Here is a 25,710-nt window from a genome sequence, read left to right on the forward strand (position 1 = left end):
ATCTCTCTAGGCTCGCTACCGCCCGCCCCCCCGCCCTCCCCCACCCCGTCGCCCCCCCCGCCCCCCCCCCGCGGCGGGCCCCCCCCCCCACCCCCCCCCCCCCCCCCCCGCGGCGGGCTCCTCCCCGGTGGCGAAGGCGCCGCCTTATGCTGGTCGCGTGAACTGGACTGTGGATGTTCCCGTCGACACGCTCCCCGAACTCCCTCCGCTGCCGCCGGAGCTGCGTGCCCGGCTGGACACCGCGCTCGGCCTGCCCGCCGCGCAGCAGCCGGAATGGCCCGACCCCGACCTCACCAAGCGCGTCCGCGGCGTCCTGGAGAGTGTGCCGCCGATCACCGTGCCCGCCGAGATCGACCGGCTGAAGAGCAGGCTCGCGATGGTCGCGCGCGGCGAGGCGTTCCTGCTGCAGGGCGGGGACTGCGCGGAGACGTTCGAGTCCAACACCGAGCCGCACATCCGCGCCAACCTCCGCACGCTGCTGCAGATGGCCGTCGTGCTCACCTACGGCGCGAGCCTGCCGGTGATCAAGGTCGGCCGCATCGCCGGGCAGTACGCGAAGCCGCGGTCGGCCGCCACCGACGCGCTGGGCCTGCCGGTCTACCGCGGCGACATCATCAACTCGCTGGTCGCCAAGCCCGAGCTGCGGGTGCCCGACCCGGGCCGGATGATCCGCGCCTACGCGAACGCGGGCGCCGCGATGAACCTGGTCCGCGCGCTGACCGGCGCCGGCATGGCCGACCTGCACCAGGTGCACGACTGGAACAAGGACTTCGTGTCGTCCTCGCCTGCGGGGGAGCGGTACGAGGCGCTGGCCGCCGAGATCGACCGCGGCCTGCGGTTCATGAACGCCTGCGGCGTCACCGACACGTCGTTGCAGTCGACCGAGATCTTCGCCAGCCACGAGGCGCTGCTGCTCGACTACGAGCGTTCGCTGCTGCGGCTGGACAACGCCGACGCGGCGAACCCGAAGCTGTACAACCTCTCGTCCCACTTCCTGTGGATCGGGGAGCGCACCCGCCAGCTCGACGGCGCGCACATCGCGTTCGCCGAACTGCTGGCGAACCCCATCGGCCTCAAGATCGGCCCGACCACCACGCCGGACATGGCGCTGGAGTACGTCGAGCGGCTCGACCCGCGCAACGAGCCCGGCAGGCTGACGCTGATCTCCCGGATGGGCAACGGCAAGGTCCGCGAGGTGCTGCCCGCGATCGTGGAGAAGGTCGAGGCCTCGGGCCACAAGGTCATCTGGCAGTGCGACCCGATGCACGGCAACACGCACGAGTCGTCCACCGGCTACAAGACCCGCCACTTCGACCGCATCGTCGACGAGGTGCAGGGCTTCTTCGAGGTGCACAACAAGCTGGGCACCTACCCCGGCGGCATCCACGTCGAGCTGACCGGCGAGGACGTCACGGAGTGCCTCGGCGGCGCGCAGGAGATCTCCGACGTCGACCTGTCCGGCCGCTACGAGACCGCGTGCGACCCGCGGCTCAACACCCAGCAGTCGCTGGAACTGGCCTTCCTCGTCGCCGAAATGCTCCGCGGCTGAGGTTTGGCGGGAAATGCCGTTAAGGCCACCTTGCGGGCGTCAGACGCCCGTAAGGTGGCCTTAACGGCATCTGGGTCCTTTGTGGACGGAGCTAGCTCGCGTCGACGAGGCGGGCGGCGGACTTGAGGACCGCGTCGCGCAGGGAGCCGGTGTCGGGGACGGCCTCGCCGTTCACCTGGAGTCCGATGTGGACGGTGTCGCGGTAGGTGGCCACCGCGATCCCGACCGCGTGCCGGGGCGCCAGCGGGACGAACGGGTAGACCTCGGTCATCCGCGCGCCGTCGAGGGTCCGCCGGGCGGGCGGCAGCGGGACCGTGGTCACCACGAGGTCGAACAGCAGCGGCGCGGCGAGCCCGGCGGTGCGGGTGCCGAGCCGGTGCAGCACGCTCGGCACGCGGCCGGCCAGCAGCGGGAACGCGCCCGCGCCGCGAGCCGGGCCCGCGGCCTTGTTGCGGGTCATCGCGCGGCGGATCAGGCGCAGCCGCTCCACCGGATCGTCCACCCCCACCGGCAGGTCGCACAGGTACCCGGACAGCTTGTTCCCGCCGAGCTGCCCGGCGGCCCGGCCGCGCACGCTGACCGGGATGAGCGCGCGCAGCGAGCGGCCGTCCGCCCGCGTGCCGCGGTTGACCAGCCAGTCCCGCAGCGCGCCCGCGAGCACCGCGAGCACGACGTCGTTGGTGGTGCCGCCGTGGGCCCGCCGGACGCGGCGCAAGTCGGCCAGTGGCAGCCGGACGAAACCCAGCCGCCGTTCGGCCGACGACGGCGCGGACACCGGGGAAAGCGGCGGGCGCGCCGCGCGCATCACCGAGGACGCTATCCCCGCCGTCTCGCCCGCCTGGCTGAGCGTGGTGCCGAGCACGTCCTTCACGGTGTCCAATGCGGACCGTGGTTCGGGCAGCCGCGCCGCGCGCGAAGCCGGTTCGGGTTTGCGCCGCGGGTGCGGGACGTCGTCGAGCAGCCCGGCGGCGACGGCGTAGGCGCCGGCGCCGTCGGTGAGCGCGTGGTGCAGTTTCAGCAGCAGGGCGAACTTCCCGTCCGGTAGCCCGGTGATGATCGTCAAGTCCCACAACGGTTTTCCGGTGTCGAGCGGCTCGGCGATCCAGCGCGCGGCGAAGGCGGACAACGGGTCCGGTTCGTACAGCGTGCTCAGCTCGTGGTGGCGGATGTGGTCGGCGGCAACGAAATCCGGGTACTCGGCCCAGTCGGCGGCGCCGGGCGGGAACAGGGCGGTCCGCACGTGCTGACGCAGCTTCGGAATCCCGTTCGCGCGCTCAGCCAGAAGCGTGGCCATTCTGCCGGGATCCACCGGCCCACGCGGGCTGAAGGTGATCACCGCGCCCATGTGCATCGGGGCGGTTTCGCTTTCCAGGCACAGGAAAGCCACGTCGAGCGCGCTGAGCGGGGAGCCTGCCATCGGCATCCTCTCCTTGTCCGGCCGGTACGGGGAAGGGGGATGAGCGACACTGCATCATCGACACTGCATCATCGAGACATGACGGGTGAGTGGTCACGATGTTTCACCCGCGCTAACTATGGTGACGTTCACCCAAACGTGTTCAGGACTCGGGGTGCCGTTCCGGGGTAACCGCGTTCTTCCCCGGGCTAAACCCGTTGGCGGGATTTCGCCGCGCGAAGGTGGCGCCGGGTCCCCGGCTCGGGAGCGGGGACGGCGAGGCTTCGGTGGTCGCCTCGCCCGTGACGGTCTGGTGCGTGATCGCCACCTGACCGCCGACGCGGCGGGCCGGGAGCTCGTTCGGCGTGCGGCGGTGCAGGCCCGGCCACAGCTCGCCCGCTTCGGGGGCCGCGCCCCGGATCGCGCCGCCGTCCAGCCGGGTCTGGGTCTCGCGGATGCCGCGGTCGAGCCACTGCACGATCAGCTTCATCGGCCCCGGCGGCGGCAGCGGCCAGACGAAGACCTCGTGGTCGAAGTGGAACGCGGAGCCGCCGCGGCCCTGCGCCCGCAGCACCGGCGCCTCCGGTTCGGTCGCCGACGGCACCGAGATCGTCTCGGAGCTGGCCCGGCTGCCGTCGGCGAACAGCACGCCGATGAGCAGCGCGTTGTAGTCCGGCACACGGCGGTGGTCGATCAGGGTGCCGCGGGGCGCGTCGGCGAGCAGGCTGTCGCGCGAGTAGACCGACAGGCACAGCGTCGCCGCCTCCGGCCAGACCTCGACGCCCCGCAGCGCGACCACCGTGCGCTCGGACCGTGCCAGCTGCACGACCCACGGCAGCATCGCTGGCACGATGTGGTCACCGGGCGGACCCGTCCACGGACGGCCCTCATAGGCGTAGAGCTCCTGTTCCGGCACGGGGAACAGGGGCCGCTCGCGAGGACCGTCCGTGAAGAAGTTCATCGCCGTTATTCGCGGGACGTAAGGTCGCCGTTCTGCTTCACGGCCTCTTCAGCGGGTTTCGATGTGCCGCCCATGGCGTCCATCAGCTGCCGGGCCAGGCCGAGGCCGGTCCCGCCCAGCGACAGCGCCTTGGCGAACATGTCGGACATCCCGTCCGCGCCGTTCAGCACCACCATGTGGTCCACGTTACCGAATGCCTGGGCTCCCGCCTGCACGATCTCGGGCCAGCGTTCGGCGAGTTGCTGGGCGACGACGGCTTCCTGGTTCTCCGCCAGTGCCGCGGCCCGCGCCTTGATGGCATCGGCTTCGGCCAGGCCCTTCGCGCGGGCCGCCTCGGCCTCGGCGAGCCCCTGTGCCTTGGCCGCCTCGGCGTTGGCCAGCCCGCGGGCCTTCGCCGCGGACGCCTCGGCCTCACCGGTCGCCTTGGTCGCGCTCGCCGTCGCCTCCGCCCGCGAACGGGTCGCCTGCGCCTCGGCTTCGGCCGCGGTTTTCACCCGGGTGGCGTCCGCCGCGGCTCGCAGCTCGGTCTCCTTCGCCTCGGCCTGTGCCCTGGCGATCTGCGCGTCGCGGGCCGCGTCGGCGGTGGTCCGCGTGTCGTACGCCTTCGCGTCGGCGGGCTTGCGGACCTGCGACTGCAGCCGCTGCTCCGCCAGCGCCGCCTCCAGCTCGGCCGCGCGGGTCTCCTGGACGACGACCTCCTGGCGCGAACTGGCCTCGGCCAGCGGGCCCGCCTGGCTTGCCTTCGCGCGGGCCTCGTCCACCTCGGCCTGGTACCCGGCCTGCTGGATCTGGCTGGCCCGCACCGCGGCCGCCTTCTTCGCCGCCGCGATCTGCTCGGCCTCGGCCGCCTCCTGGTCGCGCTGGGCCTCGGCGATCCTGGCGCTGGCCGCGACGGCGGCGGCGTGCGGCTTGCCGAGGTTGAGGATGTAGCCGGTCTCGTCCTCGATCTCCTGGATCTGCAACGAGTCCACGATGAGCCCGAGCTTGATCATCTCAGTGGCCGAGGACTGCCGGACCTCCCCGGTCAGCGCCTCGCGGTTGTGGATCATGTCCTCCAGTGTCAGGCCGCCGACGATCGAGCGCAGATGCCCCGAGAACAGCTCGTGGATCGTGTCGTTCATGCCTTTTTGCTGGTCGAGGAAGCGCCGGGCGGCGTTGGCGATCGAGGCGAAGTCGTCGCCGACCTTGTAGATGACCACCGCGCGCACGGTGACCGGCAGGCCCTGCTTGGTCACGCACGACACCTGGAGGTTGACGCCCCGGGTGTCCAGCGAAAGCCGCCGCGCGGTCTGGAAGCCGGGGATCACGTTGACCCCGCGGCCGGTGACGATCTTGAAGCCGAGGCTGTCGGCGGTCTCGTGGCGTTCGACCCGCACCCCGAGCCCGGAGATGATGAGCGCCTCGTTCGGCTCGGCGACCTTGTACAGCAGCCGCAGGATCCCGAAGACGACGATCAGGACCCCGATCAGCCCGCCGCCGGAGACCAGCAGGATTTCCCCGATGCCCATAGCCGCGCCACCCCCGCTCTTTTCTGTTGTGTGTTCCGGGTAGCCCTTCGACGCCGCTAGGGGCTCAGCGGTTGCCACCGCTGGACGTAGACCGTACGCGGCGGCTCGAAATCCACCACCAGGATCTGGGTGCCGGAGGGGATGTTCTCCTCCGGATTCACCGGATAGGCGTAGAACGCCTCCGTCCCGCCACGCACGCTGAGCAGGACCTCGCCGATCAGCCCCGGCCCGATCGCCCCGGTCACCCGGCCGCGTGTGCCGATCAACCGAACACCCGCAGCTGGACCTTGCTGCCCTTCTTGACCCGCTCGCCGGGCTTCGGGTCCTGGTCGATCACGAACGAGAACCCGCCGTGGCCCCTGCCGCCGTCCCGGTCGGCCTTGAGCCCGGCCCCGGCGAGGATCTTCTCGGCCTCGTCGAACTGCTTGAACCGGACGTCGGGCACCTGGACGGCGTTGGACACGAACACGCCGACCTTGCGGCTGGTCGCGGTGGACCCGCCTGCCGGGCTGGTCTTGGTGACCGACCCGGCCGCGACGTCCTCCTTGAACTCCTCACCGGCCAGGAACGGCTCGAAACCGGCCTGCTTGAGGGTCTGGAACGCCTGGTCCTGCGGGCGGCCGGTGACGTCGGGGACCGGCGGCAGCGGCTCGGGACCCTTGGACAGCACGAGCGCGACCTGGCTGCCGACGTCGAGCGGGCTGCCGGGCGACGGGTCGGTGCGGATCACCGCGCCCTGCGCGACCTCGTTGCTGTACTCCGGTGTCCCGCGGGTCGGGGTGAGCTGCACGGCCTGGATCGCGCGGTCCGCGTCGGCGGCGGGCGTGCCGGGCTTGACGTCGGGCACGATCGGGCGGCCCTTGGACAGCAGGACGGTGACCGTGGAGTTCGGCTGCAGCGTGGCGCCCGCGGCCGGATCCGACTTGATGACGGTGTTGGCGGGCACGGTGTTGTCGAAGACCTGGCTGAACTGCGGGACCAGTTTCGCCGCGCGCAGCGCGTCCCCGGCGTCGGCCTGGTTCTTCCCGGCGAGCGCCGGCACGGTCGCGGTGTTGGGCGCGGAGTCGGTGAGGATGAAGGCGAACGCGCCGATCAGCCCGCCCAGCACCAGCACCGCGGCGGCGATCAGCGCGATCGCCCGCTTGCGGTTCGCCGGTGGCCTGGCCTCGTCGGCGGGCATCGGGGGCTCGGTGTGCGGTGGCGGGGGCGGCGGTGCCATGGGCGCGGCGGCGCGGGTCAGCGCGCGGGTGCCCTGCGGGCCGGTGACCGGCATCGTCTGGTCGGTGACCGGGGCGATCCGCATGGTGCGCTCGCTGTCGGTCTCCCCGGCGTCCGGCGGCGGGGGCACCGGGATCGGCACCGCGGGCAGGCCCAGTTCGGCGCGGACGGCGAGCAGCTCGGACAGCAGCACGCCCGCGTCGGCCGGGCGCTGCTCCGGATCACGCCGGGTCGCGCGCAGGATCAGCTCGTCGAGGGCGGGCGGGAGCCCCGGCCGCAGCTCGCTCGGCCTCGGGACGTCGTCGTTGACGTGGCGGTAGGCCACCGAGATCGCGGTGTCCCCGGTGTAGGGGGCGCGGCCGGTGAGCATCTCGAACAGCAGGATCCCGGCCGAGTAGACGTCGCCGCGCGAGGTGGTCGCGCCGGTGGTGACCTGCTCGGGGGAGAGGTAGCCGACGGTGCCGAGGATGACGCTGGAGCTGGTCGTCCCGGCGCTGGCGACGGCGCGGACGAGCCCGAAGTCGGCGACCTTGACGACGCCGCCGGAGCCGACCGTGGCACCGCGGCCGATGAGCACGTTCTCGGGTTTGACGTCGCGGTGCACCAGCCCGGCGGTGTGCGCGGCCGCGAGCGCGGTGAGGGCCTGTTCGGCGATGGTGAGCGCGAGGGCGACGTCCAGCGGCCCGTTCGCGTCCATCAGATCGCGCAGGGTCCCGCCGTCGACCAGTTCCATGACGAGGAAGGCGTACCCCGGCTCGCCGCCGACGGGGCTGTCGAAGCCCTGGTCGTGCACGGCTACGACGTGCGGGTGATGCAGCTGGGCCGCCGAACGGGCCTCGCGGACGAACCGGTCGACGAAGGACCGGTCGTCGGCGAAGCGCGGGTCCATGACCTTGATCGCGACCTGCCGGTCCAGCCGGGTGTCGGTGCCCCGGTAGACCGACGACATCCCGCCGCGCGCTAGCAGCCTGTCCACCCGGTACCGCTGTTCGAGCAGCGTTCCGGCCAGACTGGGGTGGGTGCGTGTCACAGCACTGAATCGTACGGACTCACGCACGCGTAGTGGGCACGCCCTCACCGGTCACCCGTGCGCACTAGCGGGAAAAGGGACGGAATGTGGCACAGTGTCACGTGTGAGTGGGATTCCTGTCGCCGATGACATCCTCGACACCGCTGTCTCCGTGCTCCCGTTGTCGGAGGTCGCGGACGTGCTGGGGATCTCGGCCAACAAGGTGCGGCAGCTGTTGCGCGACGGTCACCTGATCGCGGTACGCCGGGGCGGTGAACTCTGCGTGCCCGGGGATTTCTTCGTCAAGGACGGGGTAGTGAAGGGCCTCGCGGGCACCATCACCGTGCTCGCCGACGCCGGGTTCAGCCGGACGGAGATGCTCCGCTGGCTGTTCACCGCCGACGACACGCTGCCGGGCAGCACCCCGGTCAATGCCCTGCGCACCAGCCACGGCACCGAGGTCAAGCGGCGCGCGCAGGCGATGGCGTTCTGAGCGGCTCCGGACAGATCCGGTAGACCAGCGCGGCCAGCACCTGCGTGGCCGCGGCGGCGAGCAGGCAGCCGGGGACCGACCACGCCGCGAGCGGGCCCGCCACCGCCGTGCCCAGCGCGAGCCCGGTGATCTTGACGCTGCCCGCGGTGGTGAACACCTGCGCCCGCACGTGCTCCGGGGCTTCGCGGTGCCGGATTGCGAACAGGGAGGTCAGCTGCGGGCCTTGGCCGAGCCCGGCCAGCGCGGCCGCGAGCACCAGCGGGATCACCCCGGGCGCGAAGGCCGACGCCGCGAAACTCGTGGCGAGGACGAGTGTGCTGACGAGCACCGTGCGGTCCGGGCTCATGGGCAGGGGACGTCGTGCCAGGACGACGTTGGCGAGGAGCGACATCGCGGCCAGCCCGGTCATCAGCAGCGTGCCGTTCCCCGCGCCGCCGAGCCGGAGAATCCCCAGCAGCGGGTAGCAGACCAGGGCCATGCCGAGGCCGACGAAGGACAGTGTCGACGTCGCCGTGGCGCGCAGCAGCGCCCGGTTGCGGACCAGAACCCCGAACCCCGCGGCGAACTGCGCGCGCAGGGGCAGGCCCGGCCGGGGAGACGTCCGCTTCGGCAGTCGCCATGCCAGGGGCAGCGCCGCGGCGACCAGTGCGATCGCCACCAGGAGCGCGGCGGGCGCGCCCGCGAGGGTCGCGATCAGCCCGGCCAGCCCCGGCCCGGCGAGGCTCGCCGCGTTGTAGGTGATCGCGTCGAGCCTGCTCGCCCTGGGGAGCGCGTCGCCCGCGACGGCGGGCAGCTGAGCCGTCCAGCCCCCGGCGATCGCGGGGTTGACCAGGCCCGCGGCGACCGCGATCGCGACCACCAGGGGGAGGGGCGCGTGCCCGAACAACGCGGTCACCAGGCCGAGGCCGCACGCGTACGCGGCCAGCGCTCCGGTGAGCAGCCGCCCGGGTGCCGGGCTGCGGTCGAGCAGCGCGCCGAAGAGCGGACCGCCCGCGGCCACCGAGATCGTCAGCCCGGCGAGCAGCGCCGGGCCCGCGCCCGCCGAACCGCTGAGGCCGAGGAGCAGCAGTGCCGGGCCGGACAGCTCGTCGCCGGTGCGGGCGGCCGTCGCGCCGGTGAGGTAGGCGGCGAGCCGGTAACGGCTTCTCATGGACAAGACGTTACAGTGAGGCATGACCGCTTCGCATCGGACTTTCGTCGCCGGCCGCTCGGCGCGGGACGCCGTCCGCCGCGCGGTGGCGCTGCTGGACGTCCTGCTGCCCGGCGAACCCTCGCCCGCCGTGGTCGCCGACGTGCTGCGCGAGCACGGGGAAACCGACGTGGGCTCACTGTCCACAAAGGACGTATCGGCGTTGCGGGAAGCCGCGGTCGCGGTGCGCGAGGTGTTCGCCGCGGCCGACGTCGCGGAGGCCGCCGCCGTGCTCAACCGCCTCTTCGCCGCCTACGCCGGGCCGCCGCGGCTGACCGCCCACGACGCGGCCTTCGGCTGGCACCTGCACGTCGACGCCGCCGACGACGGCCCGTGGGACACCTGGTTCGTGACCTCGTCGGCGCTCGCGCTCGCGGCGCTGCTGGCCGACCGTCAGGCCCTGCCCGGCGGCATCTGCGCGTCCCCGCCTTGCGGAAAGCCCTTCGCGCACCTGGGCGGCGGCAGCCCCCGCCGCTACTGCTCGACGCGCTGCTCGACCCGGGAACGCGTCGCCGCCCACCGCCGCCAGATCACGTGACTTCTCCACCTGATCACGCGAGTTACGCGTCTGATCACGTGAGTCGCGTGTCTGGTCATGCGAACCTCGGCGTGCGCTCCGGCGATCTCGCGTGACTGGAGGGAGAACTCGCCTGTCTGGAAACGGAACTCGCGTGATGGGACGGAGATCTCGCGTGATGGGAGGCGTAACTCGCGTCAGGCGCGGGTCGCGTGCATTTCCTGGAACAGGGCGAACTCGCCGTCCGGACCGGCGCTGAATCCTTGCCAGTGGAAGGAGGCCGGCGTGACGTCGGTGAAGGTCCAGCGCGAGCGCCTGCCGTCGGGGTCGGTGCCCTCCTGGATCATGCCGCCGTCGCCGTCCGGGCGGCCGGTCTGGGAGAAGTACGAAGGCAGTTTCGGCGAGAACCAGGTGATCTGCCACAGCCCGGTGTTGACGTCGTACATGCGGACGGTGGTGCCGGGATACCGGCCGTGGAACTCCGGGCAGAAGAGGACGTCCTGCACCACCCGGCCGCCCAGTGCCCAGCCGAAACGCCACTCGCCCGCCGCGGTCCGCCACTGCCCGTCGGGGAACCGGTACCGGTTGCTGATGGTCCAGTTTCCGACCAGCCTGCCGTAGAGCATCAGCGCGTCGGCGTGCTCCGGATCCGGGCCGTCCGCCGAGAGCAGCTCCAGCATCGAGTCAGGGGACGACACGGCCATCAGGACCTCAAACCTTCTACACGGGGAACGCGGTGGACAGACCGGACGATAGCTCTCCCCACCGACAAGACGGACGCTTTCAGGTCCCGCCGTCGCCTTCGCCGCGGGCGGCGAGGGCCTCGCCGAGTTCGTCGGCGTGCCGGATGGTGCGGACCAGGAACGGCACGGCGACGGCGATCGCCGAGCGTTCCGCGCCCCGTGCCTTCGCGGCCTCACGGACCTGCCCGGCGATCGTGGAAAGCGTTGCCACGGCCTGCACGGTCAGTCCCACGAGCAGGCCGATCCGCTCCGGCCGCAGCCCGAACCGGCGCAAGGGCGTCGCCACGCGTTCGATCGCCGACACCAGGTCGTCAACGCGGGTGACGGCGGTGAACAGGTTCGCCGCGGCGAGCGCGGCCACCAGCCGCAGGCTCACCAGCCACGCTGCGTCGAGGCTCACGAGCCACCACTGCACCGCGAACACGACGAGCGCGAACAGCAGCAGCGTCCGGAACATCCGCAGGCAACGGCGGACCGGGACGCGCGCGAGCCCGTAACCCGCCACCACGGCCACGCAGATCCCGCCGAGCCACCACGGGGAACGCAGCAGGAACACCGCCGTCGCGAGCACGAGCAGTCCGAGGAGTTTCGCCCCGGCGGGCGCGCGGTGCAGCGGGCTCGTCCCCGGCTGGTAGCCGCCGGTCACCCGATCAGCTCCCGATACCGGCGCAGGGCCGGCTCCGGCCGGTCGTCGGCCACCACCCGTCCCTGATCGAGGACGACGACGCGGTCGAAGCCGCCGAGCAGATCGAGATCGTGCGTCACCAGCACGACCTGCTGCGTGAGGCCCTCGAGCCGGTGCGCGAACTGGCGTTTGTTGCGCAGGTCCAGCAGCGTCGTCGGTTCGTCGCAGACGAGGACGTCCGGCTCGGTGACGAGCATCGCGCACAACGCGAGCAACTGCTTCTGCCCGCCGGAAAGGTCGTGGGCCGGGTGATCGGCGTAGCCGTCGAGGCCGAATTCGGCGAGCAGCTCGGCCGCCCGTGCCGCACGCTCCGATTTGGACAGTCCACTTCGGCGCAGCGAGAAGGCGACGTCCTCGCCCGCGGTCGGCATGACGATCTGGCTGTCCGGATTGGTGAACACGAAGCCGACGCGCCGCCGGACGGCCCGGCCGTCGCGCACCGGATCCCGGCCGTCGACCCGGACCCGGCCGGTACTCGGGTGGACGAGGCCGTTGATCATCCTCGCCAGCGTCGACTTGCCCGAACCGTTCGCGCCGACGAAAGCGATCCGCCGTTCCGGCAGCCGCAGATCCACGTCGGCGAGGACGGTGCGGTCGCCGTAGCGGTGGCCGACACCTTCGAATTCGATCACGCCACCGTCTCCCACATCGTCGCCACGCCGACACCGCCGCCCGCCGACAACGCGGCCAGTCCCGCGTTCCCGGCGCGCCGCCGGACCAGCGTGCCGAACAGCCGCACCACGAGCACGGCACCGGACGCGCCCCACGGATGCCCCAGCGCGATCGCGCCGCCGTCCGGGCTGACCGTGTGCTCGTCGATCCCCGCCGCGTCGAGGCAGGCCAGCGCCTGACCCGCGAAAGCCTCGTTGAACTCGACGACGTCGGGGGCGCGGTCGAGAACCCGTTTCATCGCGGGCACCGCGCCCAGCCCGAGCCGGTTCGGGTCGACGGCGGAGGTCGCGGAGGCGACCAGCCGCAGGCCGGGCAGCCCGAGCCGCGTGCGGACCGCCTCGCTGGTGATCACCACGGCGGCCGCGCCGTCGCTGATCCCGCACGAGTTCGCGGCGGTAGCCGTGCCGCCGTCGGTGAAGGCGGGCCGGAAACGGGCCAGCCGTCCGGGCGTGAACCCGGCGCGGGGACGCTCGTCCTTTTCGGCGGCACCGAGCGGGACGAGTTCGGCGTCGAAGTGCCCGTCCCGCTGTGCCACGGTCGCCCGCTCATGGCTGCGCGCGGCGAAAATGTCTTGGCGTTCCCGGGAAATCCCGGCCTCCGCGGCGACGAGGTCCGCGGCCGGGCCCATCTCCGGGTCGCCGATCTCCGCGGGCGCGAACGGCGCGCGGGTGTAGGCTCGCGGCGGCGCGGTCGCGGATTCCGGCCGCCAGAAGCGATACGGCGCGGTGGACGCGCTTTCGACGCCGCCCGCGAGGTACGTTTCGCCTTCGCCCGCGCGGATCAGCGCGGCGGCCGTGACGATCGCGGCCAGCCCGCTGGCGCACTGCCGGTCGATCGTGGCACCGGGAACCGCCTCGCCCAGCCCGGCGCGCAGCGTGCTCACCCGCGCCGTATTGCCGCCGGGGCCGAACACGTTCCCGAGGATGACATCGTCCACAGTGGTCAGCCCGGTGTCCGCCAATGCCGACCGCAGCACGGGGGCGGCGAGTTCGTCCACTGTGTACCGGCGCAGCGAGCCACCCGCGTCGCCGATCGGTGTCCGCCGCGCGGCGACGACCACCGGAACCCGTTCGTCGTTCATAGTGGCTCCGCGGCGAGGCCGCCGTTCCGCAGCATCGCGGCGACGGCGGCGCGTGCCGGTTTCCCGGCGGCCGTGCGGGGGAGTTCCTTGACCGCGAGCCAGCGCCGGGGCCGTTTCCCCGGTTCGAGTTCCGTGCGCGCGGCCGTCCGTAACGCACGCACGACGTCGCTGGAGGTGTCCGTGGTCTCGACGACGGCCGTCACGAGCGAGCCGAGTGTCCGATGTGGAGTACCGGCCACGAGGACGTCGGCGACGCCGGGAACGGCACGCAGCACGGCCTCGACTTCCTCGCACGCGACCAGTTTTCCGCCGCTGGACACCATCGATCCCGCGCGCCCGTGTATCACCAGCGCGCCGGTCTCGTCGAACTCTGCTCGATCGTCCACAGTGGAGAATCCCTTGTGGACATACCGGGGTACGCCGCCGTCCAGCCGTGCGCTGTGTGCCAGCGGCGAATCGACCCACAGGATGCCGTCGCGGATCTCGACGTCCACGCCGGGAACCACCCGCAGGCCGCCGCCACCGCGTTCGACGGCGATCAGCGAGTGTTCCGCGGAGCCGTAGTAGAACAGTGGCTCGGTTTCCGGCACCAGCGCGGCGAGCCGCGCGCGGTCCGCGGCGTCGACGTGCGCCCCGCCGCAGACGATCGTCTTCAGTGTGCACGCGGCCCTCGTCTCCGGCTGCCGGTCGAGCACGGCGAGCAGTCCCGTCAGCATCGCGGGCACCAGGTGCACCGACGCTGTCCGGGTCGCGGCCCGCGCGGCGGCCGCCGGGTCCCAGCGCGGCAGCAGTTCGACGTCCTGGCCGCACCAGAACGCGTGCAGCGCGCCGAACAGGAACAGCGACGAGCTCAGCGGGCCGGGGATCAGCACCGGCCCGTCGAGCGGGCCGAGCGCGGCGAAGCTGTCCAGCCACGAATCCCTGGTCCTGGCCAGGACTTTCGGGGCTCCGCTGCTGCCGGACGTCGTCGGCAGCGCGAACCAGGTGCGGCCGTCACCGGCCGGGGTCACGCCTTCGCGCGCGGTACCGGGCTCGCCGGTCACGACGAGATCCGGTGCCGCGTCGGCGAGCACCGCGGCCCGTTCCCGCGCCGACCAGCCGGGTTCGACGATCAGCGCGGCGGCGCCGACGAGATCCGCGCCCAGGAACCAGGCGAGGGTGTCCGGGGCGTCGATCGCCACTCGCGAGCCCTCGCCGATCCCGTGCTCGACCAGCTGTTCCGCCGCGCCGTGCGTTCGCGCCAGCAGTGCGGGCGGCACCGATCCCGGGCCGGCGATCGGGGGAGTGGCGAGCATCAGCCCGCCCGTCGCGACGATCCGGCGAGCCTGCCCGGCAGCGCCCGGTGCAGCACCGAGGTGATCAGCGCGACGGCGACTACCTTGATCGCGTCGCCGGGCAGGAAGACCAGAGACTGCACGGCGGCGGCACGCAGATCGCCCAGGTAGAAGGCGAGATAGGGGACGCCGACGAGGTAGTCGGCGGCCAGCCCCAGCACGGCGGCGAGCAGCAGGACCGGCAGGCCGGCGCGCTTCGCCCGCGTCACGATCGCGCCCGCGACCAGCGCCGAGAGGATCCAGCCGAGAAGGAATCCGCAGCTCGGGCCGAGGAACGGCGCGATGCCGCCGCGTCCGCCGGAAAGCAGCGGAAGGCCGATCGCGGTGAGCGCGAGGAACAGCACGACGGCGGCGGCGCCGCGACGCGCGCCGAGCACGCAGCCCGCCAGCAGCGGCCCGGCGTTCTGCAGGACCACGGGCACGCTCCCGCCGCCGAGGTACAGCCCGGGGAAGACGCCGAGCACCGCGATGAACCCGGCGAACACCACGGTGGTCGCGAGGTCGGCCGCGGGCAGCGTCCGGCGCGGGCCGGGCTCGTTCTCGTCGTCGGGGGTCTTCTCCGTGTGCACAGGGGGAATCTAGTTCACCCGCGGGGCTACAACGATGCCCGATCACGTGAGATGCCCGACTGATCGCCTCTCCCGCCCGGCGATCTCCCGTGTGCGGGCGGCCCTCTCGCGTGATTAAAGGAGGATCTCGCGTGATTGGAGGGGGATCTCGCGTGATTGGAGGGGGATCTCACGTGATTGGAGGGGGATCTCACGTGATTGGACGGAGGGCTCCGGTGCTGCTTGCCCGGCCCAGTGCGGTGATCGCCTCGGCGATGCGGGCGCGGGAGGTCTGCTCCTCCAAGGCGCGGTTCAGCAGTTGGCGGGCGACGGCGGTGTAGCGGTCTACCTGGGCTTGTTCGGTGAGGTAGGCGTAGAGGTGGTCCTGGCAGAGACCGACCACGGGGTCCCTGGCGGGGAAGCGGAACAGGGAGAACGGGCTGAGCGGCCCCGGCCGCCCGCCCGGTTCGGCGGGCACGATCCGCACCGCGACGCTGTCGGCGTCGATCAGAGCCAGCAGGTAGCGGAGTTGTTCCCGCAACACACCCGCGCCGCCGACACGGTGCCTCAGCACCCGCTCACCGAGCAGCACGATGACGGTGGCCGGGGTGTCTCCGGCGAAAGCGGCGTCGTGCCGGACCAGCCGCATCATGAGGCCCTGGTCGATCTCGTCACCGGTCAGGATCCCCGAGTCCAGCACGGTGCGGGCGTAGTCGGGGGTCTGCACCAGATCCGGGACCACCCTCGGCGCCCACGCCAGCAGCGTGCTCGCGGTCCGTTCGTACTCCAGCAGCAGCGCCGGATATTCGACCGGGCCGGGGTCGATCCAGTTCGGCAGCTGCGTGTGCTGGGCCAGTGTCACCAGCCGCCGGTACTCCGGGCCCTTGACCGCGAGGAAGCCCAGGACCCGGGTCACGTACTCCACGCTCGGAGTCCGGGTCGCCAGCTCCATGGTGGACACCGTGGCGGGCTCGATCCCCAGCTCCGCGGCCAGCGCCCGGACGCCGATCCGCCGTTCCTCCCGCGCCGCGCGCAGGCCGAGCCCCAGTGTCAGCGCCACCGGGGTCGAACGTCGTTGTCCCACACCGTTCCCTTTCACTGTCCGCGCCGGCGGCGCAGTGGCCCGGCGTCGCGCGGGTGCGGCACCGGCCGTCCACCGAGACCGGGATGGCCGGGCCAGATGTCGATGCCGTGCTCGCGGCGGTAGATGAGATCGCAGCCCCAGCAGGTGTGCGGGGGGCCGTGGGCGTCCCGCGCGGACGACTGCACGAACTCCGCCGTCGCGGACACGCCGCACAGCATCGTGATCGCCTCGCCCGGCTCGGGGACCCGAGTCAGCCGGGTGTGGTGCCATACGCCTCCCACCACGGGATGGATGGCTTCGGTGTCGACGTAGATCACCGCGTCCGGCGGCGGGGTTTCGGTGCGTGAAGTCATGAACTCCTCCTGAGGGGGCGGGCGGCGCGGGGAGCCGGGAGTCGCTGCCCGTCTCGACACGCGCCGCCCGCATGTGCCCGGCGCGGGGGCCGCCGGGCTGGACTTCGTCGTGATGTCCATCACCATCGGGTAGCTTGCGCGGCATTGCAAGTCGGTTGGCGATGTAAATTTACATAGCCACCCGAAAGAGTGACCGTGGGAGTGTTCGGAGATCCGCTAGGCTCACCGCCGTCGAGCTTCCGACGAGGCAGGAGAACAGTCATGGCAGACGGCCCGGCCGAACAGGCGGCGCCCAGCGTCCGGCTCCGGCGGATCGCCCGGGTGCTGCGCGAATGGCGCTCACGCACGGACCTCAACCAGCAGGGCGCCGCGACGAAGGCGGGCTGGTCCACGGCGAAGCAGTCGCGGCTGGAGTCGGCGATACCGCCGATCCGTCCCGCCGACGTGATGACGCTGGCACTGGTCTACGGCGTTGGCGATCCGGAACGCGAGGCCTTGTTCAACAGCGCGCAGGCGGCGCAGACGCCGGGCTGGTGGGAGAGCGTCGAGCAGGGTGCGCTTGACGCCGACGTGCTCGATTACGTTCAGCTGGAGGCCGAGGCTACGAAGCTGCGGACGTTCAAGGTCGACGTCGTGCCGGGCCTGTTCCAGACCCGCGACTACGTGACCGCGCTCGGTCGCGCGTTCGTGCCGTCATCGCCGAAAGATGAGGCGCAGCGCGGTATCGACGCGCGGATTCAGCGGCAGAGCAGGCTCATCGACGAGAACCCGTTGCGGGTGCAGGCGATCATCACCGAGGCCGTGCTGCGCATCGAGGTCGGCGGGGCCGAGGTGATGGCCCGTCAGCGCGGGCGGCTGCTGGAGCTGGCCGCGTTGCCGAACGTCGACCTGCGGGTGATTCCGGCGTCGGCCGGTGCCTATCCGGCGATGAACCTGCCGTTCAGCATCCTGAGCTTCAGCGGGACACCGCTCGACACCGATGTGGGCTACGCCGAACTGCTCGGCCGGGGCGTGTATCTCGAACAGGCCGAGGAGGTGGAGCCGTATAACCTGGCGTTCGGCGGCCTGCGGAAAGTCGCGATGAGCGCACGGGAATCCGTCGAGTTCATCTCCGCGCTGCCGCACACCAGGTCGGAAACCTGACGAAGCGGAGGAACACCATGCCGGTCCCCCATCCGGACGGAGTCGTCTGGTTCAAGAGCAGCTACAGCAGCGGCACCAGCAACGAATGTGTCGAAGTCGCGTGGTTCAAGAGCAGCTACAGCAGCAGCCCCACCAACGAGTGTGTCGAGGTCGCGCACCTGCCCGAGGCCGTCGGCGTCCGCGACACCAAGGACCGCGACGGCGGCACCCTGACCGTCCCCGCCGCCGCCTGGGCCACCTTCACCACCCACCTCACCATCCGCTGAGCAAGTCTCTGAAGGCCACCATGAGGGACTCTAACGCCCTCAAGGTGGCCTTCAGAGACCTTCGGGGAGCAGATCAGCCGTTTTGCTTGTCCCGCCAGGCGATCCAGGACTTGAGAGTGTCGAGGTCGTAGTCGGGACCGTTGGCGTCGACGGTGAACAGGGAGACGCCGAGGTCGCGCAGCCGGGGGCCCAGTTCGTCCGGGGTGCCCTTGACGCCGACCGAGCGCTCGATCTCCGCCGGGTCCCTGTCGATCGCGGCGCAGTGCTGGTCGAGGATCCCGACCTTGCGCTCGACGATCTCCGGGTCGCCGAAGCCGTGCCAGATGTCCGCGTGCTTCGCGACCAGCCGCAGCGTCTTCTTCTCGCCGCCACCGCCGATCAGCGTCGGGATCTTGCGGGTCGGCGCGGGGTTCAGCTTGCCGAGCCTGCCCTCGATGCGCGGCAGCGCTTCGGCGAGGTCGTCGAGCCTGCCGCCCGCGGTGCCGAACTCGTAGCCGTACTGGTCGTAGTCCTTTTCGAACCAGCCGGAGCCGATGCCCAGGATGAGCCTGCCGTCCGAAATGTGGTCGACCGTGCGGGCCATGTCGGCGAGCAGTTCGGGATTGCGGTAGCTGTTGCACGTCACCAGCGCGCCGATTTCGACCCGCGAGGTCGATTCCGCCCAGGCGCCGAGCATGGTCCAGCACTCGAAGTGCTTGCCGTCGGGGTCGCCGTAGAGCGGGTAGAAGTGATCCCAGTTGAACACGATGTCGGCACCGAGGTTCTCCGCCTCGGAGGCAGCCCGGCGGATGTCGGCGTACTCGGCGTGCTGCGGCTGGATCTGCACGCCGATCCGGATGGGCCTGTTCGATGCAGTGGTCATGATCCTTAGCCTAGGTCACGATCCGCGTGCCCACATCCTGATCAGCTCGGGCAGCGCGACGGCGAGCCGACGCCGTTTCGGGACCACGGCACGCCGGTTCAGCACGTCGTAACCGAGCCGCTCGATCTCGTCCAGAATGCCCTCGTACAACGTGATCGCGACGCGCACGCACGGCCGGGATTCGGGACGCAGCAAGGGAATCCCGGACTCGGCGCGCCGGTAGACCGCCCGCGTCCTCGACACCGCGAACGCGAGCGCGCGGCGGATCCTCGGGTCGGATTCGCGGCGTTGTCCACAGCGGACCAGCAACTCCCGGTCGACGCCGAACGCGGCGAGTTCCTCAGTGGGCAGATAGAGCCGCCCCCGGTCGAGGTCTTCGCCGACGTCGCGCAGGAAGTTCGTCAGCTGGAACGCCTCGCCCAGCGCCGCCGCGGCGGGCTCCGCTTCGGTGCCCGGCACGACCGTGCCCAACACCGGCAGCATCTGCAGCCCGATCACCTCAGCCGAACCGTGGATGTACTCGGCGAGGTCGGCGTAGGTGGCGTACTCGGTGACGGTCAGGTCCATCCGCATCGAGTGGAGGAAGGCGTCGAACAGCTCGCGACGCAGCGCGTAGCGCGCGACGGTGTCGCCGAGCGCCGCCAGTACCGGGTCGTCGGGCATGCGGCCGTCGAAGACGATCCCGACCAGATCGGCGACCTTGTCGAGCGCGACCGCGGGATCCGTGCCCGGCTCGGGGTTGTCGACCAGTTCGTCGGCCATGCGCGCGAAGCCGTACAGCGCGTGGGCCGCGGGCCGGGCGCGGGCGGGCAGCAGCCGCGTGGCGAGGAAGAACGTGCGTCCGTGGTGGGCGTTGATCCGCTTGCACTCCGCGTAGGCCGCCCGCAGCGCGGGGCCGTGCACCCCGGCCGCGTCCAGCTCGCGGGCACTCACCGGACGGCGGCCCGTCCGGTGATCCGTTCGGCGGCGAGCCGTCCGGAGATCACCACCGGCGGGATGCCGACGCCCGGGGTCGTCCCGCAGCCCGCCAGCACGACGTTGCCCGCCGCCCGCACCAGGTTGGCCGGGCGGAACGGGCCGGTCTGGGTGAAGGTGTGCGCCAGCGAGAACGGCGTTCCCGCGGCCAGCCCGCGTTCGGCCCAGTCGTACGGCGTGAGCATCTCGTCGAGCGCGAAGTCCGTGGCGAACCCGGTGAGCCCGCGGGCTTCCAGCGTGCGCAGCAGCTCGTCGCGGTAGGCGTGCCGGACCCGCGGCCAGTCGATCCGCCCGCGCCGCAGGTTGGGCGCCGGGGCGAGCACCGACACGATCTGCCCGCCGTCCCCGGCCAGCCCGGGATCGGTCGCGGTCGGGCGGGTGACCAGCAGCGACGGGTCGCTCATCAGCCTGCCCTCGCGGATGATCTCGGCGAAGGTCCGGTTCCACTCGTGCCCGAAGAAGATCGTGTGGTGCCCCAGTTCCGGCCAGGTGCGGGCGGCGTGCCCGTGCAGCACCACGGCCGACGGCGAGAACCGCAGGGGCAGCGGACGCCGGGGCCGCGCGCCCAGCAGCCGGTACGCCGTGGTGAGTTCGGTGGCGAGCACGACGGCGTCGCACGGGATCCGCTCACCGGATCGCGTCCGGACCGCGCGCACCCGCTCGGAGACCCGTTCCAGCCATGCGGCCTCGGTGCCGAACCGCAGGTCCGCCCCGGCGCGTCCGGCGGTGTCGGCCATCGCGCGGGCGAGAGCGCCCATCCCGCCCGCCGGGTAGTACACGCCGCCGACCGTGTCCATATAGGCGATGACGCCGTACGCGCCGAGCGCGCGGTTCGGATCGAGCCCGGCGTAGAGCGCTTGGAACGAGAACAGCCGCCGGACCCGTTCGTCCCGCAGGAATTCGCCGATGCGCGGGCCGAGCCTGCCGAATCCGCCGAGCCGCACGAGTTTGACCAGCTCCGGGCGGAGCAGATCCAGCGGGGAGTCGAAGTTCGCGCCGATGAAGTGGTCGCGCTGGGCGGCGTACAGCTCGGTCAGCCAGCGGCGCAGCCTGCGATACCCCGCCGCCTCGGTCGGGCCCGCGAAGGCGCGGATCTCGGCCTCCATCGCCGCGCCGTCGGTGTGCAGCGCGAGCGAACTGCCGTCGGCGAAGCGCGCGTGGTAGGCGGGGTCGAGCTTCGTCAGCTTGAGGTTGCCCGACAGCGATTCGCCGACCGCGGCGAAGGCCTCGTCGAGCAGTTCCGGCATGGTCAGCACGCTCGCGCCGGTGTCGATCGCGTTGCCGCCGAAATCGTGCTGGCCCGCGCGCCCGCCGGGGATCTTGTCCTGTTCGAGCAGGGTGACGCGGCGGCCGGCGCCGAGCAGGTGCAGGGTGGCCGAAAGCCCGGCGAGCCCGGCGCCGATCACCACGACGTGTTCGCCGGGACCGGTGGTCGTGCGCATGTCAGTGCGTCCGCTGGGTCGCTTTGACGACGAGTTCGGTGAGCGCCGCGGGCGCGGGCTCGGCCAGGTGCGCGCGGTCGAGCGCGGCCATCGCGGTGCCGGTCAGCTCGTCGATGCGCCGTTCGACGGCGGCCACGGCGCCGACGCCTTCCAGCGCCTCGCGTACGGCGTCGACGGCGGTGTCGGTCAGCTCCGCGTTCCCGATGGCGTCGGCGATCACGCTTGCGGCGGCGGTGTCCCCGCGCTCCGCGGCGAGCTGGAGGCCGAGCGCGACGAGCAGCGTCCGCTTGCCCTCGCGCAGATCGTCCCCGGCCGGTTTCCCGGTCACGGACGGGTCGCCGAACACCCCGAGCAGGTCGTCCCGCAGCTGGAAGGCGACGCCGACGTCGCCGCCGAACTCCAGCAGCGTGGCGATGAGCTCGTCGCCGGCCCCGCCGAGCGCGGCGCCGAGGTGCAGCGGGCGCTGCACGGTGTACGCGGCGGTCTTGAGCTTGTCGATCTTCAGCGCGGCCTCGGCCGACGCGTCGCCGGTGGCCTGGGTGCGGACGTCGAGGTACTGGCCGGCCAGCACCTCGGTGCGCATCGCCCGCCACGCGGGCCGGGCGGCGGCCATCGTGGCGGCGGGCAGCGGGGCGTCGGCGAACATGTCGTCGGCCCACGCCAGCGCGAGGTCGCCGACCAGCACGGCGGTGGCCAGCCCGAACGTCGCGGGCGAGCCGAGCCAGCCGCGGTCGGCGTGCAGCTTCGCCGAGGCGATGTGCACGGTCGGGGAGCCGCGGCGGGAGTCGGAGGAGTCGATCAGGTCGTCGTGGATCAGCGCGCACGCCTGGATCAGTTCGAGGCTCGACACGGCCTGCAGCACGCCCTCGGCGTCGGGCCCGGCCGGGTCCCCGCCCGCGCCCCGCCAGCCCCACCAGGCGAACGTCGGGCGCAAGCGCTTGCCGCCGCCGAGGACGAACCCGCTCAGCGCCTCGATCCCGGCGCGCACGCTCGGCTCGGTGCGCACGATCTCCTCGCCCGCGCGGTCGAGGAATCCGGCCAGCGCACGCTCGACGTGGGCGGGCAGATCGGCGTCGGACACGGGCGCGTTCATACCGTTCATCCTCACCGACGGGTGTGACCGGCGCCGCGCCGGGTGCCCCCGGATGTGGCCCTCACCGCTCCCAGAACGCGCCGTGCAAGCCCGCCTCGGCGAAGTATTCGGCGGCTCGGGCCGGTTCCCGGCGGCGGTAGCCGTATTCGAGACGTCCCGCGTACCAGCCCTTCGCCAGCCGCCACAGCGTCGCGAGATCCATGACGTATCCCTTGGCGTGGCCCGTTTCCGCGAGCCATCCGTCCACACAGGACTCCGAACAGAACAGCCGCTGGTTGCCGCAGGTGCGCAGCACGTCGTCCCACATCCGCGCGGCGGGCACGAGGAAGTGCGCCACCTGACCGCCCGGCGGCGGCGCGTCGCGGCCGACGACCAGCGCGTGTGGCTCCCCGCAGCCGGGGCAACGGGTGGCCACCAGCACCTCGGACTCGTGCGGGACCAGATGCGGGATGGCGAAGGAATCCCACGCGCAGCCGCCCCACCACAGCGTGTGCGCGCCCATCACCGAGAACCCGAGCGGGATCGCGGCGAACGGGTGCGCCAGCACCACGTGTTCGCAGTCGTCGAGGACGAGGTGATGCGCGTCGGCGAGGCGGTGCAGCGCCTGCTTGGCGACGGCGAGTGAGCCGCCCGCCGCGTCGGCCAGCTCCGGCGCCGTCGGCTGACGTCCGTACGCCGCGAACGCCCGGTAGACGGCCACGCGGACGTGTTCGTCCCAGCTCTCGTCGTCCTCGCTGCTCATGACTCACTCCTCGGGGCGAGCGTAGCCCAGCGTCACGTCGGACGAGACTCGAAAGCGGGTCCAATCGCTGGGAGGGGACTCCCAGGAGGCGGACTTTTCCCTCTACCATTTCCGGTATGACGTCGGTGATCGAGCGGCTAGAGGGCGACGGGCCCGCCTTTTCCATCGAATTCTTCCCGCCACGGGACACGGCCGACGAGGCCGTGCTGTGGCGGGCGATCCGCGAGCTCGAACCGCTGGACCCGGCGTACATGTCCATCACCTACGGCGCGGGCGGGTCGAGCCGGGACGGGACGATTCGCAGCATCGCGCGGGTCGCCACCGAGACGACCCTGGTGCCGATGGCGCATCTCACCGCGGTCGACCACTCGGTGTCGGAACTGCGGAACGTGATCGGCTGGTACGCCGCCGTCGGCGTCCGCAACATCCTGGCGCTGCGCGGCGACCCGCCCGGCGACGTGTACGGCGAGTGGGTGCCGCACCCCGAGGGCCTGACCTACGCCGAGGAACTCGTCGAGCTGGTCCGCTCGCTCGGCGATTTCTGTGTCGGGGTTTCGGCCTTCCCGTACGGGCACCCGCGGTCGCCCGACCTGGAGTCCGACACCAAGTACCTGATCCGGAAGTTCCGCGCCGGGGCCGATTTCGCGATCGCCCAGCTGTTCTTCGAGGCCGAGGACTTCCTGCGGCTGCGGGACCGGGTGGCCGCCGCGGGCTGCGACGCGCTGGTGCTGCCCGGGATCATGCCGCTGACCACCCCGCGCACCCTGCACACCCAGATCAAGCTCTCCGGCGCGCCCGCCTCGCAGCGGCTGCTCGACCGGCTGGAGCCGCTGTCCGGCGACCCGGCCGCGTTCCGCGCCGCCGGGATCGACGCGATCACCGAACTGTGCGAGCGGCTCATCGCCGAAGGCGTGCCGGACCTGCACTTCTACACGTTCAACCGGTCCAAGGCCACGCGTGAGGTGGTGGCCAGGCTGGGGCTCGTCCCGGCCCGTGCTTAAGTCCGTTCCGCCGGTCGCCACCAGGCCGGTAGCGTGCCGGACATGGCTTCCACCGAACAGGACGTGCACCGGATCTGCGACCGGTACGTCGACGACTACGCGGCCGCGGACCCGGTCCAGGCCACCATCCTCGGCATCACCGGTCACGACGACCAGCTGACCGACTACTCGCCGGAGGGGTACGCGACCAGAGCGTCCCTCGGGGCGAGGGCACTGGCAGCGGTGGAAGCGGCCGAAGCCGGTGACGCGGGGGAGCGGGCCGCGAAGGCGGTGTTCACCGAGCGTGTCGGGCTGGAGCAGGAGATCCACGAGGCCGGGCTGGACGTCGCGGCGCTGAACGTCATCTCGAGCCCGGTGCAGGAACTGCGCATGTCGTTCGACCTGATGCCCGCGGACACGCCCGAGCACTGGGCGACCATCGCGGCGCGGCTGCGCAAGGTGCCCGAAACGCTGACCGGCATGCGGCGTTCCCTGCTCGCCGGGGCCGAAGCCGGGCAGGTGGCGGCGCTGCGGCAGGTCGGCAAGGTCGCGGAGCAGTGCGAAACCTGGGCCGGGCTGAAGGACGAAGAAGGCTTCTTCGCCGGACTTGTGGCCAACGCGGGCGAAGCCGGCGACGCGTTGCGGGCCGACCTCGACCACGGCGCCCGCGTCGCGCAGGAGGCGTTCGCGGAGTTCGCCGGATTCCTGCGTGCCGAGCTGGCGCCGCAGGCCCCGGCCAAGGACGCCGTCGGCGAGGACGTCTACAAGCTGTGGTCGCGGTTCTTCATCGGTGCCGAGCTCGACCTGCGCGAGTCCTACGAATGGGGCTGGGCCGAGTTTTCCCGCATCGAGGCCGAAATGCGCGAAGTCGCGAGCCGGATCAAGACGGGCGCGACCGTGGCCGAGGCCGCCGCCGTGCTCGACGCCGAGCCCCGTTACCGCGTACGCGGCCGCGCCGCATTCGAGGCGTGGATGCAGAACCTGTCCGACGAGGCGCTGAAATCGTTGCGGGGCAAGCATTTCGACATCCCCGACGCGCTGATGGGCCTGGAGTGCAAGATCGCCCCGCCTGGCGGCGGCGTCGGCGCCTACTACACCCCGCCGAGCGAGGACTTCAGCCGTCCCGGCCGCATGTGGTGGTCCCTGCCCGCGGGCCGGGAGGAGTTCGTCACCTGGCGCGAGGTCAGCACCGTCTACCACGAGGGCGTGCCGGGACATCACCTGCAGATCGCGACCGCGGTGTACCAGTCGGCCTCGCTGAACAAGTACCAGCGGCTCATGGCCTTCACCTCCGGGCACGCCGAGGGCTGGGCGCTCTACTCCGAGCGGCTCATGCAGGACCTCGGCTACCTCGCCGACGACGGCGATCTGCTCGGCATGCTGTCCGAACAGCTCTTCCGCGCCGCGCGGGTCGTGGTCGACCTCGGCATGCACCTCGAGCTGGAGATCCCGGCGGGGACCGGGTTCCACGAGGGCGAGCGGTGGACCCCGGAGCTGGGCCTGGAGTTCATGCTCACCCGGACCGTCACCGACCAGGCCCACGTCCGCGACGAGATCGACCGCTACCTCGGCTGGCCCGGCCAGGCACCGGCGTACAAGATCGGCGAGCGCCTGTGGCTCGCCGCCCGCGACGAGGCCCGTGCCCGGCAGGGCGCCGCCTTCGACATCAAGCGGTTCCACACGCACGCGCTCCGGCTGGGCGGGATGGGCCTGGACACCCTCCGCGCCCAACTGGCCACTGTGGACTGACCGGCTGCTTGACGGGGCCCTGGCGTCCCGGTGTCCGACGTGGGGCGGCGCGCCGGGGGGGGGCGGTTGGGGGCGCGCACGGGAGGGGGGGCGGCCCGCCGCGCGCGCCCCCGGCCCC

General features: G+C 72.0%; 26 protein-coding genes. 7 read left to right on the forward strand and 19 right to left on the reverse strand.

Annotation, left to right across the window (positions count from 1 at the left end):
* Positions 1–157: 157 nt before the first annotated feature.
* On the forward strand, positions 158–1,549 hold the full coding sequence (locus tag ACFWX1_RS38825; protein ID WP_378394845.1) for a class II 3-deoxy-7-phosphoheptulonate synthase: 1,392 nt from the start codon (positions 158–160) through the stop codon (positions 1,547–1,549).
* Positions 1,550–1,640: 91 nt separating this feature from the next.
* On the opposite strand, the gene ACFWX1_RS38830 is transcribed toward ACFWX1_RS38825, so the two are convergent.
* From ACFWX1_RS38830 to pknB, 5 genes are all read right to left on the reverse strand, one after another.
* Positions 1,641–2,966 carry a wax ester/triacylglycerol synthase family O-acyltransferase gene (locus tag ACFWX1_RS38830; RefSeq protein WP_378394846.1) on the reverse strand — a complete coding sequence of 442 codons (1,326 nt, stop codon included), beginning with the start codon at positions 2,964–2,966 and terminating at the stop codon, positions 1,641–1,643.
* A 142-nt stretch (positions 2,967–3,108) separates the two neighbouring features.
* Positions 3,109–3,906 carry a hypothetical protein gene (locus tag ACFWX1_RS38835; RefSeq protein ID WP_378394847.1) on the reverse strand — a complete coding sequence of 266 codons (798 nt, stop codon included), beginning with the start codon at positions 3,904–3,906 and terminating at the stop codon, positions 3,109–3,111.
* Between the two features lie 5 nt (positions 3,907–3,911).
* Positions 3,912–5,414 carry an SPFH domain-containing protein gene (locus tag ACFWX1_RS38840; RefSeq protein ID WP_378394848.1) on the reverse strand — a complete coding sequence of 501 codons (1,503 nt, stop codon included), beginning with the start codon at positions 5,412–5,414 and terminating at the stop codon, positions 3,912–3,914.
* 56 nt (positions 5,415–5,470) lie between these two features.
* Positions 5,471–5,680 carry a hypothetical protein gene (locus ACFWX1_RS38845; RefSeq protein ID WP_378394849.1) on the reverse strand — a complete coding sequence of 70 codons (210 nt, stop codon included), beginning with the start codon at positions 5,678–5,680 and terminating at the stop codon, positions 5,471–5,473.
* On the reverse strand, positions 5,677–7,662 hold the full coding sequence (gene pknB / locus ACFWX1_RS38850; protein WP_378394850.1) for a Stk1 family PASTA domain-containing Ser/Thr kinase: 1,986 nt from the start codon (positions 7,660–7,662) through the stop codon (positions 5,677–5,679). Before pknB ends, ACFWX1_RS38845 begins: the two co-directional genes overlap by 4 nt.
* Positions 7,663–7,765: 103 nt before the next feature.
* On the opposite strand from pknB, the gene ACFWX1_RS38855 reads away from it, so the two are divergent.
* The gene (locus tag ACFWX1_RS38855) at positions 7,766–8,134 is read left to right on the forward strand and encodes an Rv2175c family DNA-binding protein (protein WP_378326506.1); all 369 of its coding nucleotides are present in this window, start codon (positions 7,766–7,768) and stop codon (positions 8,132–8,134) included.
* Here ACFWX1_RS38855 and ACFWX1_RS38860 read toward each other — a convergent pair.
* Positions 8,103–9,284 carry an MFS transporter gene (locus ACFWX1_RS38860; protein ID WP_378394851.1) on the reverse strand — a complete coding sequence of 394 codons (1,182 nt, stop codon included), beginning with the start codon at positions 9,282–9,284 and terminating at the stop codon, positions 8,103–8,105. The genes ACFWX1_RS38855 and ACFWX1_RS38860 overlap by 32 nt on opposite strands.
* Positions 9,285–9,306: 22 nt before the next feature.
* On the opposite strand from ACFWX1_RS38860, the gene ACFWX1_RS38865 reads away from it, so the two are divergent.
* Positions 9,307–9,861 (forward strand): CGNR zinc finger domain-containing protein, encoded by a 555-nt coding sequence (locus ACFWX1_RS38865; protein WP_378394852.1) that lies wholly within the window; start codon positions 9,307–9,309, stop codon positions 9,859–9,861.
* Between the two features lie 176 nt (positions 9,862–10,037).
* On the opposite strand, the gene ACFWX1_RS38870 is transcribed toward ACFWX1_RS38865, so the two are convergent.
* The 8 genes from ACFWX1_RS38870 to ACFWX1_RS38905 form a co-directional block, all read right to left on the reverse strand.
* A complete protein-coding gene (locus tag ACFWX1_RS38870; protein WP_378394853.1) occupies positions 10,038–10,544 on the reverse strand; it encodes a hypothetical protein in 507 nt (168 codons plus the stop codon).
* Between the two features lie 79 nt (positions 10,545–10,623).
* Complete coding sequence (locus ACFWX1_RS38875) at positions 10,624–11,229, reverse strand: energy-coupling factor transporter transmembrane component T family protein (protein ID WP_378394854.1); 606 nt, start codon at positions 11,227–11,229, stop codon at positions 10,624–10,626.
* A complete protein-coding gene (locus tag ACFWX1_RS38880) occupies positions 11,226–11,900 on the reverse strand; it encodes an energy-coupling factor ABC transporter ATP-binding protein (protein ID WP_378394855.1) in 675 nt (224 codons plus the stop codon). Before ACFWX1_RS38880 ends, ACFWX1_RS38875 begins: the two co-directional genes overlap by 4 nt.
* Positions 11,897–13,021, reverse strand: a complete 1,125-nt coding sequence (locus tag ACFWX1_RS38885) for a thiolase family protein (protein ID WP_378394856.1) — start codon at positions 13,019–13,021, stop codon at positions 11,897–11,899. Before ACFWX1_RS38885 ends, ACFWX1_RS38880 begins: the two co-directional genes overlap by 4 nt.
* Entirely contained in the window at positions 13,018–14,316 is a 1,299-nt protein-coding gene (locus ACFWX1_RS38890) for an AMP-binding protein (RefSeq protein WP_378394857.1), read from the reverse strand. The genes ACFWX1_RS38885 and ACFWX1_RS38890 overlap by 4 nt, the downstream gene beginning before the upstream one ends.
* Positions 14,316–14,924: a biotin transporter BioY gene (locus ACFWX1_RS38895; protein WP_378394858.1), complete on the reverse strand. Its 609-nt coding sequence runs from the start codon at positions 14,922–14,924 to the stop codon at positions 14,316–14,318. The genes ACFWX1_RS38890 and ACFWX1_RS38895 overlap by 1 nt, the downstream gene beginning before the upstream one ends.
* A 190-nt stretch (positions 14,925–15,114) precedes the next feature.
* Complete coding sequence (locus tag ACFWX1_RS38900) at positions 15,115–15,987, reverse strand: Scr1 family TA system antitoxin-like transcriptional regulator (RefSeq protein ID WP_378394859.1); 873 nt, start codon at positions 15,985–15,987, stop codon at positions 15,115–15,117.
* Positions 15,988–15,998: 11 nt separating this feature from the next.
* Positions 15,999–16,340 (reverse strand): zinc finger protein, encoded by a 342-nt coding sequence (locus tag ACFWX1_RS38905; RefSeq protein WP_378394860.1) that lies wholly within the window; start codon positions 16,338–16,340, stop codon positions 15,999–16,001.
* A gap of 261 nt (positions 16,341–16,601) precedes the next feature.
* Here ACFWX1_RS38905 and ACFWX1_RS38910 point away from each other — a divergent pair, with 261 nt between their 5' ends.
* A complete protein-coding gene (locus ACFWX1_RS38910; protein WP_378394861.1) occupies positions 16,602–17,483 on the forward strand; it encodes a helix-turn-helix domain-containing protein in 882 nt (293 codons plus the stop codon).
* Positions 17,484–17,500: 17 nt separating this feature from the next.
* On the forward strand, positions 17,501–17,749 hold the full coding sequence (locus tag ACFWX1_RS38915; protein WP_378394862.1) for a DUF397 domain-containing protein: 249 nt from the start codon (positions 17,501–17,503) through the stop codon (positions 17,747–17,749).
* A 73-nt stretch (positions 17,750–17,822) separates the two neighbouring features.
* Here ACFWX1_RS38915 and ACFWX1_RS38920 read toward each other — a convergent pair whose 3' ends face one another.
* The 5 genes from ACFWX1_RS38920 to merB form a co-directional block, all read right to left on the reverse strand.
* Entirely contained in the window at positions 17,823–18,611 is a 789-nt protein-coding gene (locus tag ACFWX1_RS38920; RefSeq protein WP_378394863.1) for an LLM class F420-dependent oxidoreductase, read from the reverse strand.
* 15 nt (positions 18,612–18,626) lie between these two features.
* Positions 18,627–19,544, reverse strand: a complete 918-nt coding sequence (locus ACFWX1_RS38925; RefSeq protein ID WP_378394865.1) for a phytoene/squalene synthase family protein — start codon at positions 19,542–19,544, stop codon at positions 18,627–18,629.
* A complete protein-coding gene (gene crtI / locus ACFWX1_RS38930) occupies positions 19,541–21,028 on the reverse strand; it encodes a phytoene desaturase family protein (protein WP_378394866.1) in 1,488 nt (495 codons plus the stop codon). The genes ACFWX1_RS38925 and crtI overlap by 4 nt, the downstream gene beginning before the upstream one ends.
* A 1-nt stretch (position 21,029) precedes the next feature.
* Positions 21,030–22,121, reverse strand: a complete 1,092-nt coding sequence (locus ACFWX1_RS38935; protein WP_378394867.1) for a polyprenyl synthetase family protein — start codon at positions 22,119–22,121, stop codon at positions 21,030–21,032.
* A 61-nt stretch (positions 22,122–22,182) separates the two neighbouring features.
* On the reverse strand, positions 22,183–22,863 hold the full coding sequence (merB, locus tag ACFWX1_RS38940; protein WP_378394868.1) for an organomercurial lyase: 681 nt from the start codon (positions 22,861–22,863) through the stop codon (positions 22,183–22,185).
* Positions 22,864–22,979: 116 nt separating this feature from the next.
* Between merB and ACFWX1_RS38945 the strand changes: the two genes are divergently transcribed.
* Both ACFWX1_RS38945 and ACFWX1_RS38950 read left to right on the forward strand, forming a co-directional pair.
* Positions 22,980–23,864: a methylenetetrahydrofolate reductase gene (locus ACFWX1_RS38945; protein WP_378394870.1), complete on the forward strand. Its 885-nt coding sequence runs from the start codon at positions 22,980–22,982 to the stop codon at positions 23,862–23,864.
* A 42-nt stretch (positions 23,865–23,906) separates the two neighbouring features.
* Positions 23,907–25,592: a DUF885 domain-containing protein gene (locus tag ACFWX1_RS38950; protein WP_378394871.1), complete on the forward strand. Its 1,686-nt coding sequence runs from the start codon at positions 23,907–23,909 to the stop codon at positions 25,590–25,592.
* Positions 25,593–25,710 lie beyond the last annotated feature (118 nt).

The sequence above is a fragment of the Amycolatopsis sp. NPDC059021 genome (genome assembly GCF_042739895.1).
Classification (GTDB): domain Bacteria; phylum Actinomycetota; class Actinomycetes; order Mycobacteriales; family Pseudonocardiaceae; genus Amycolatopsis.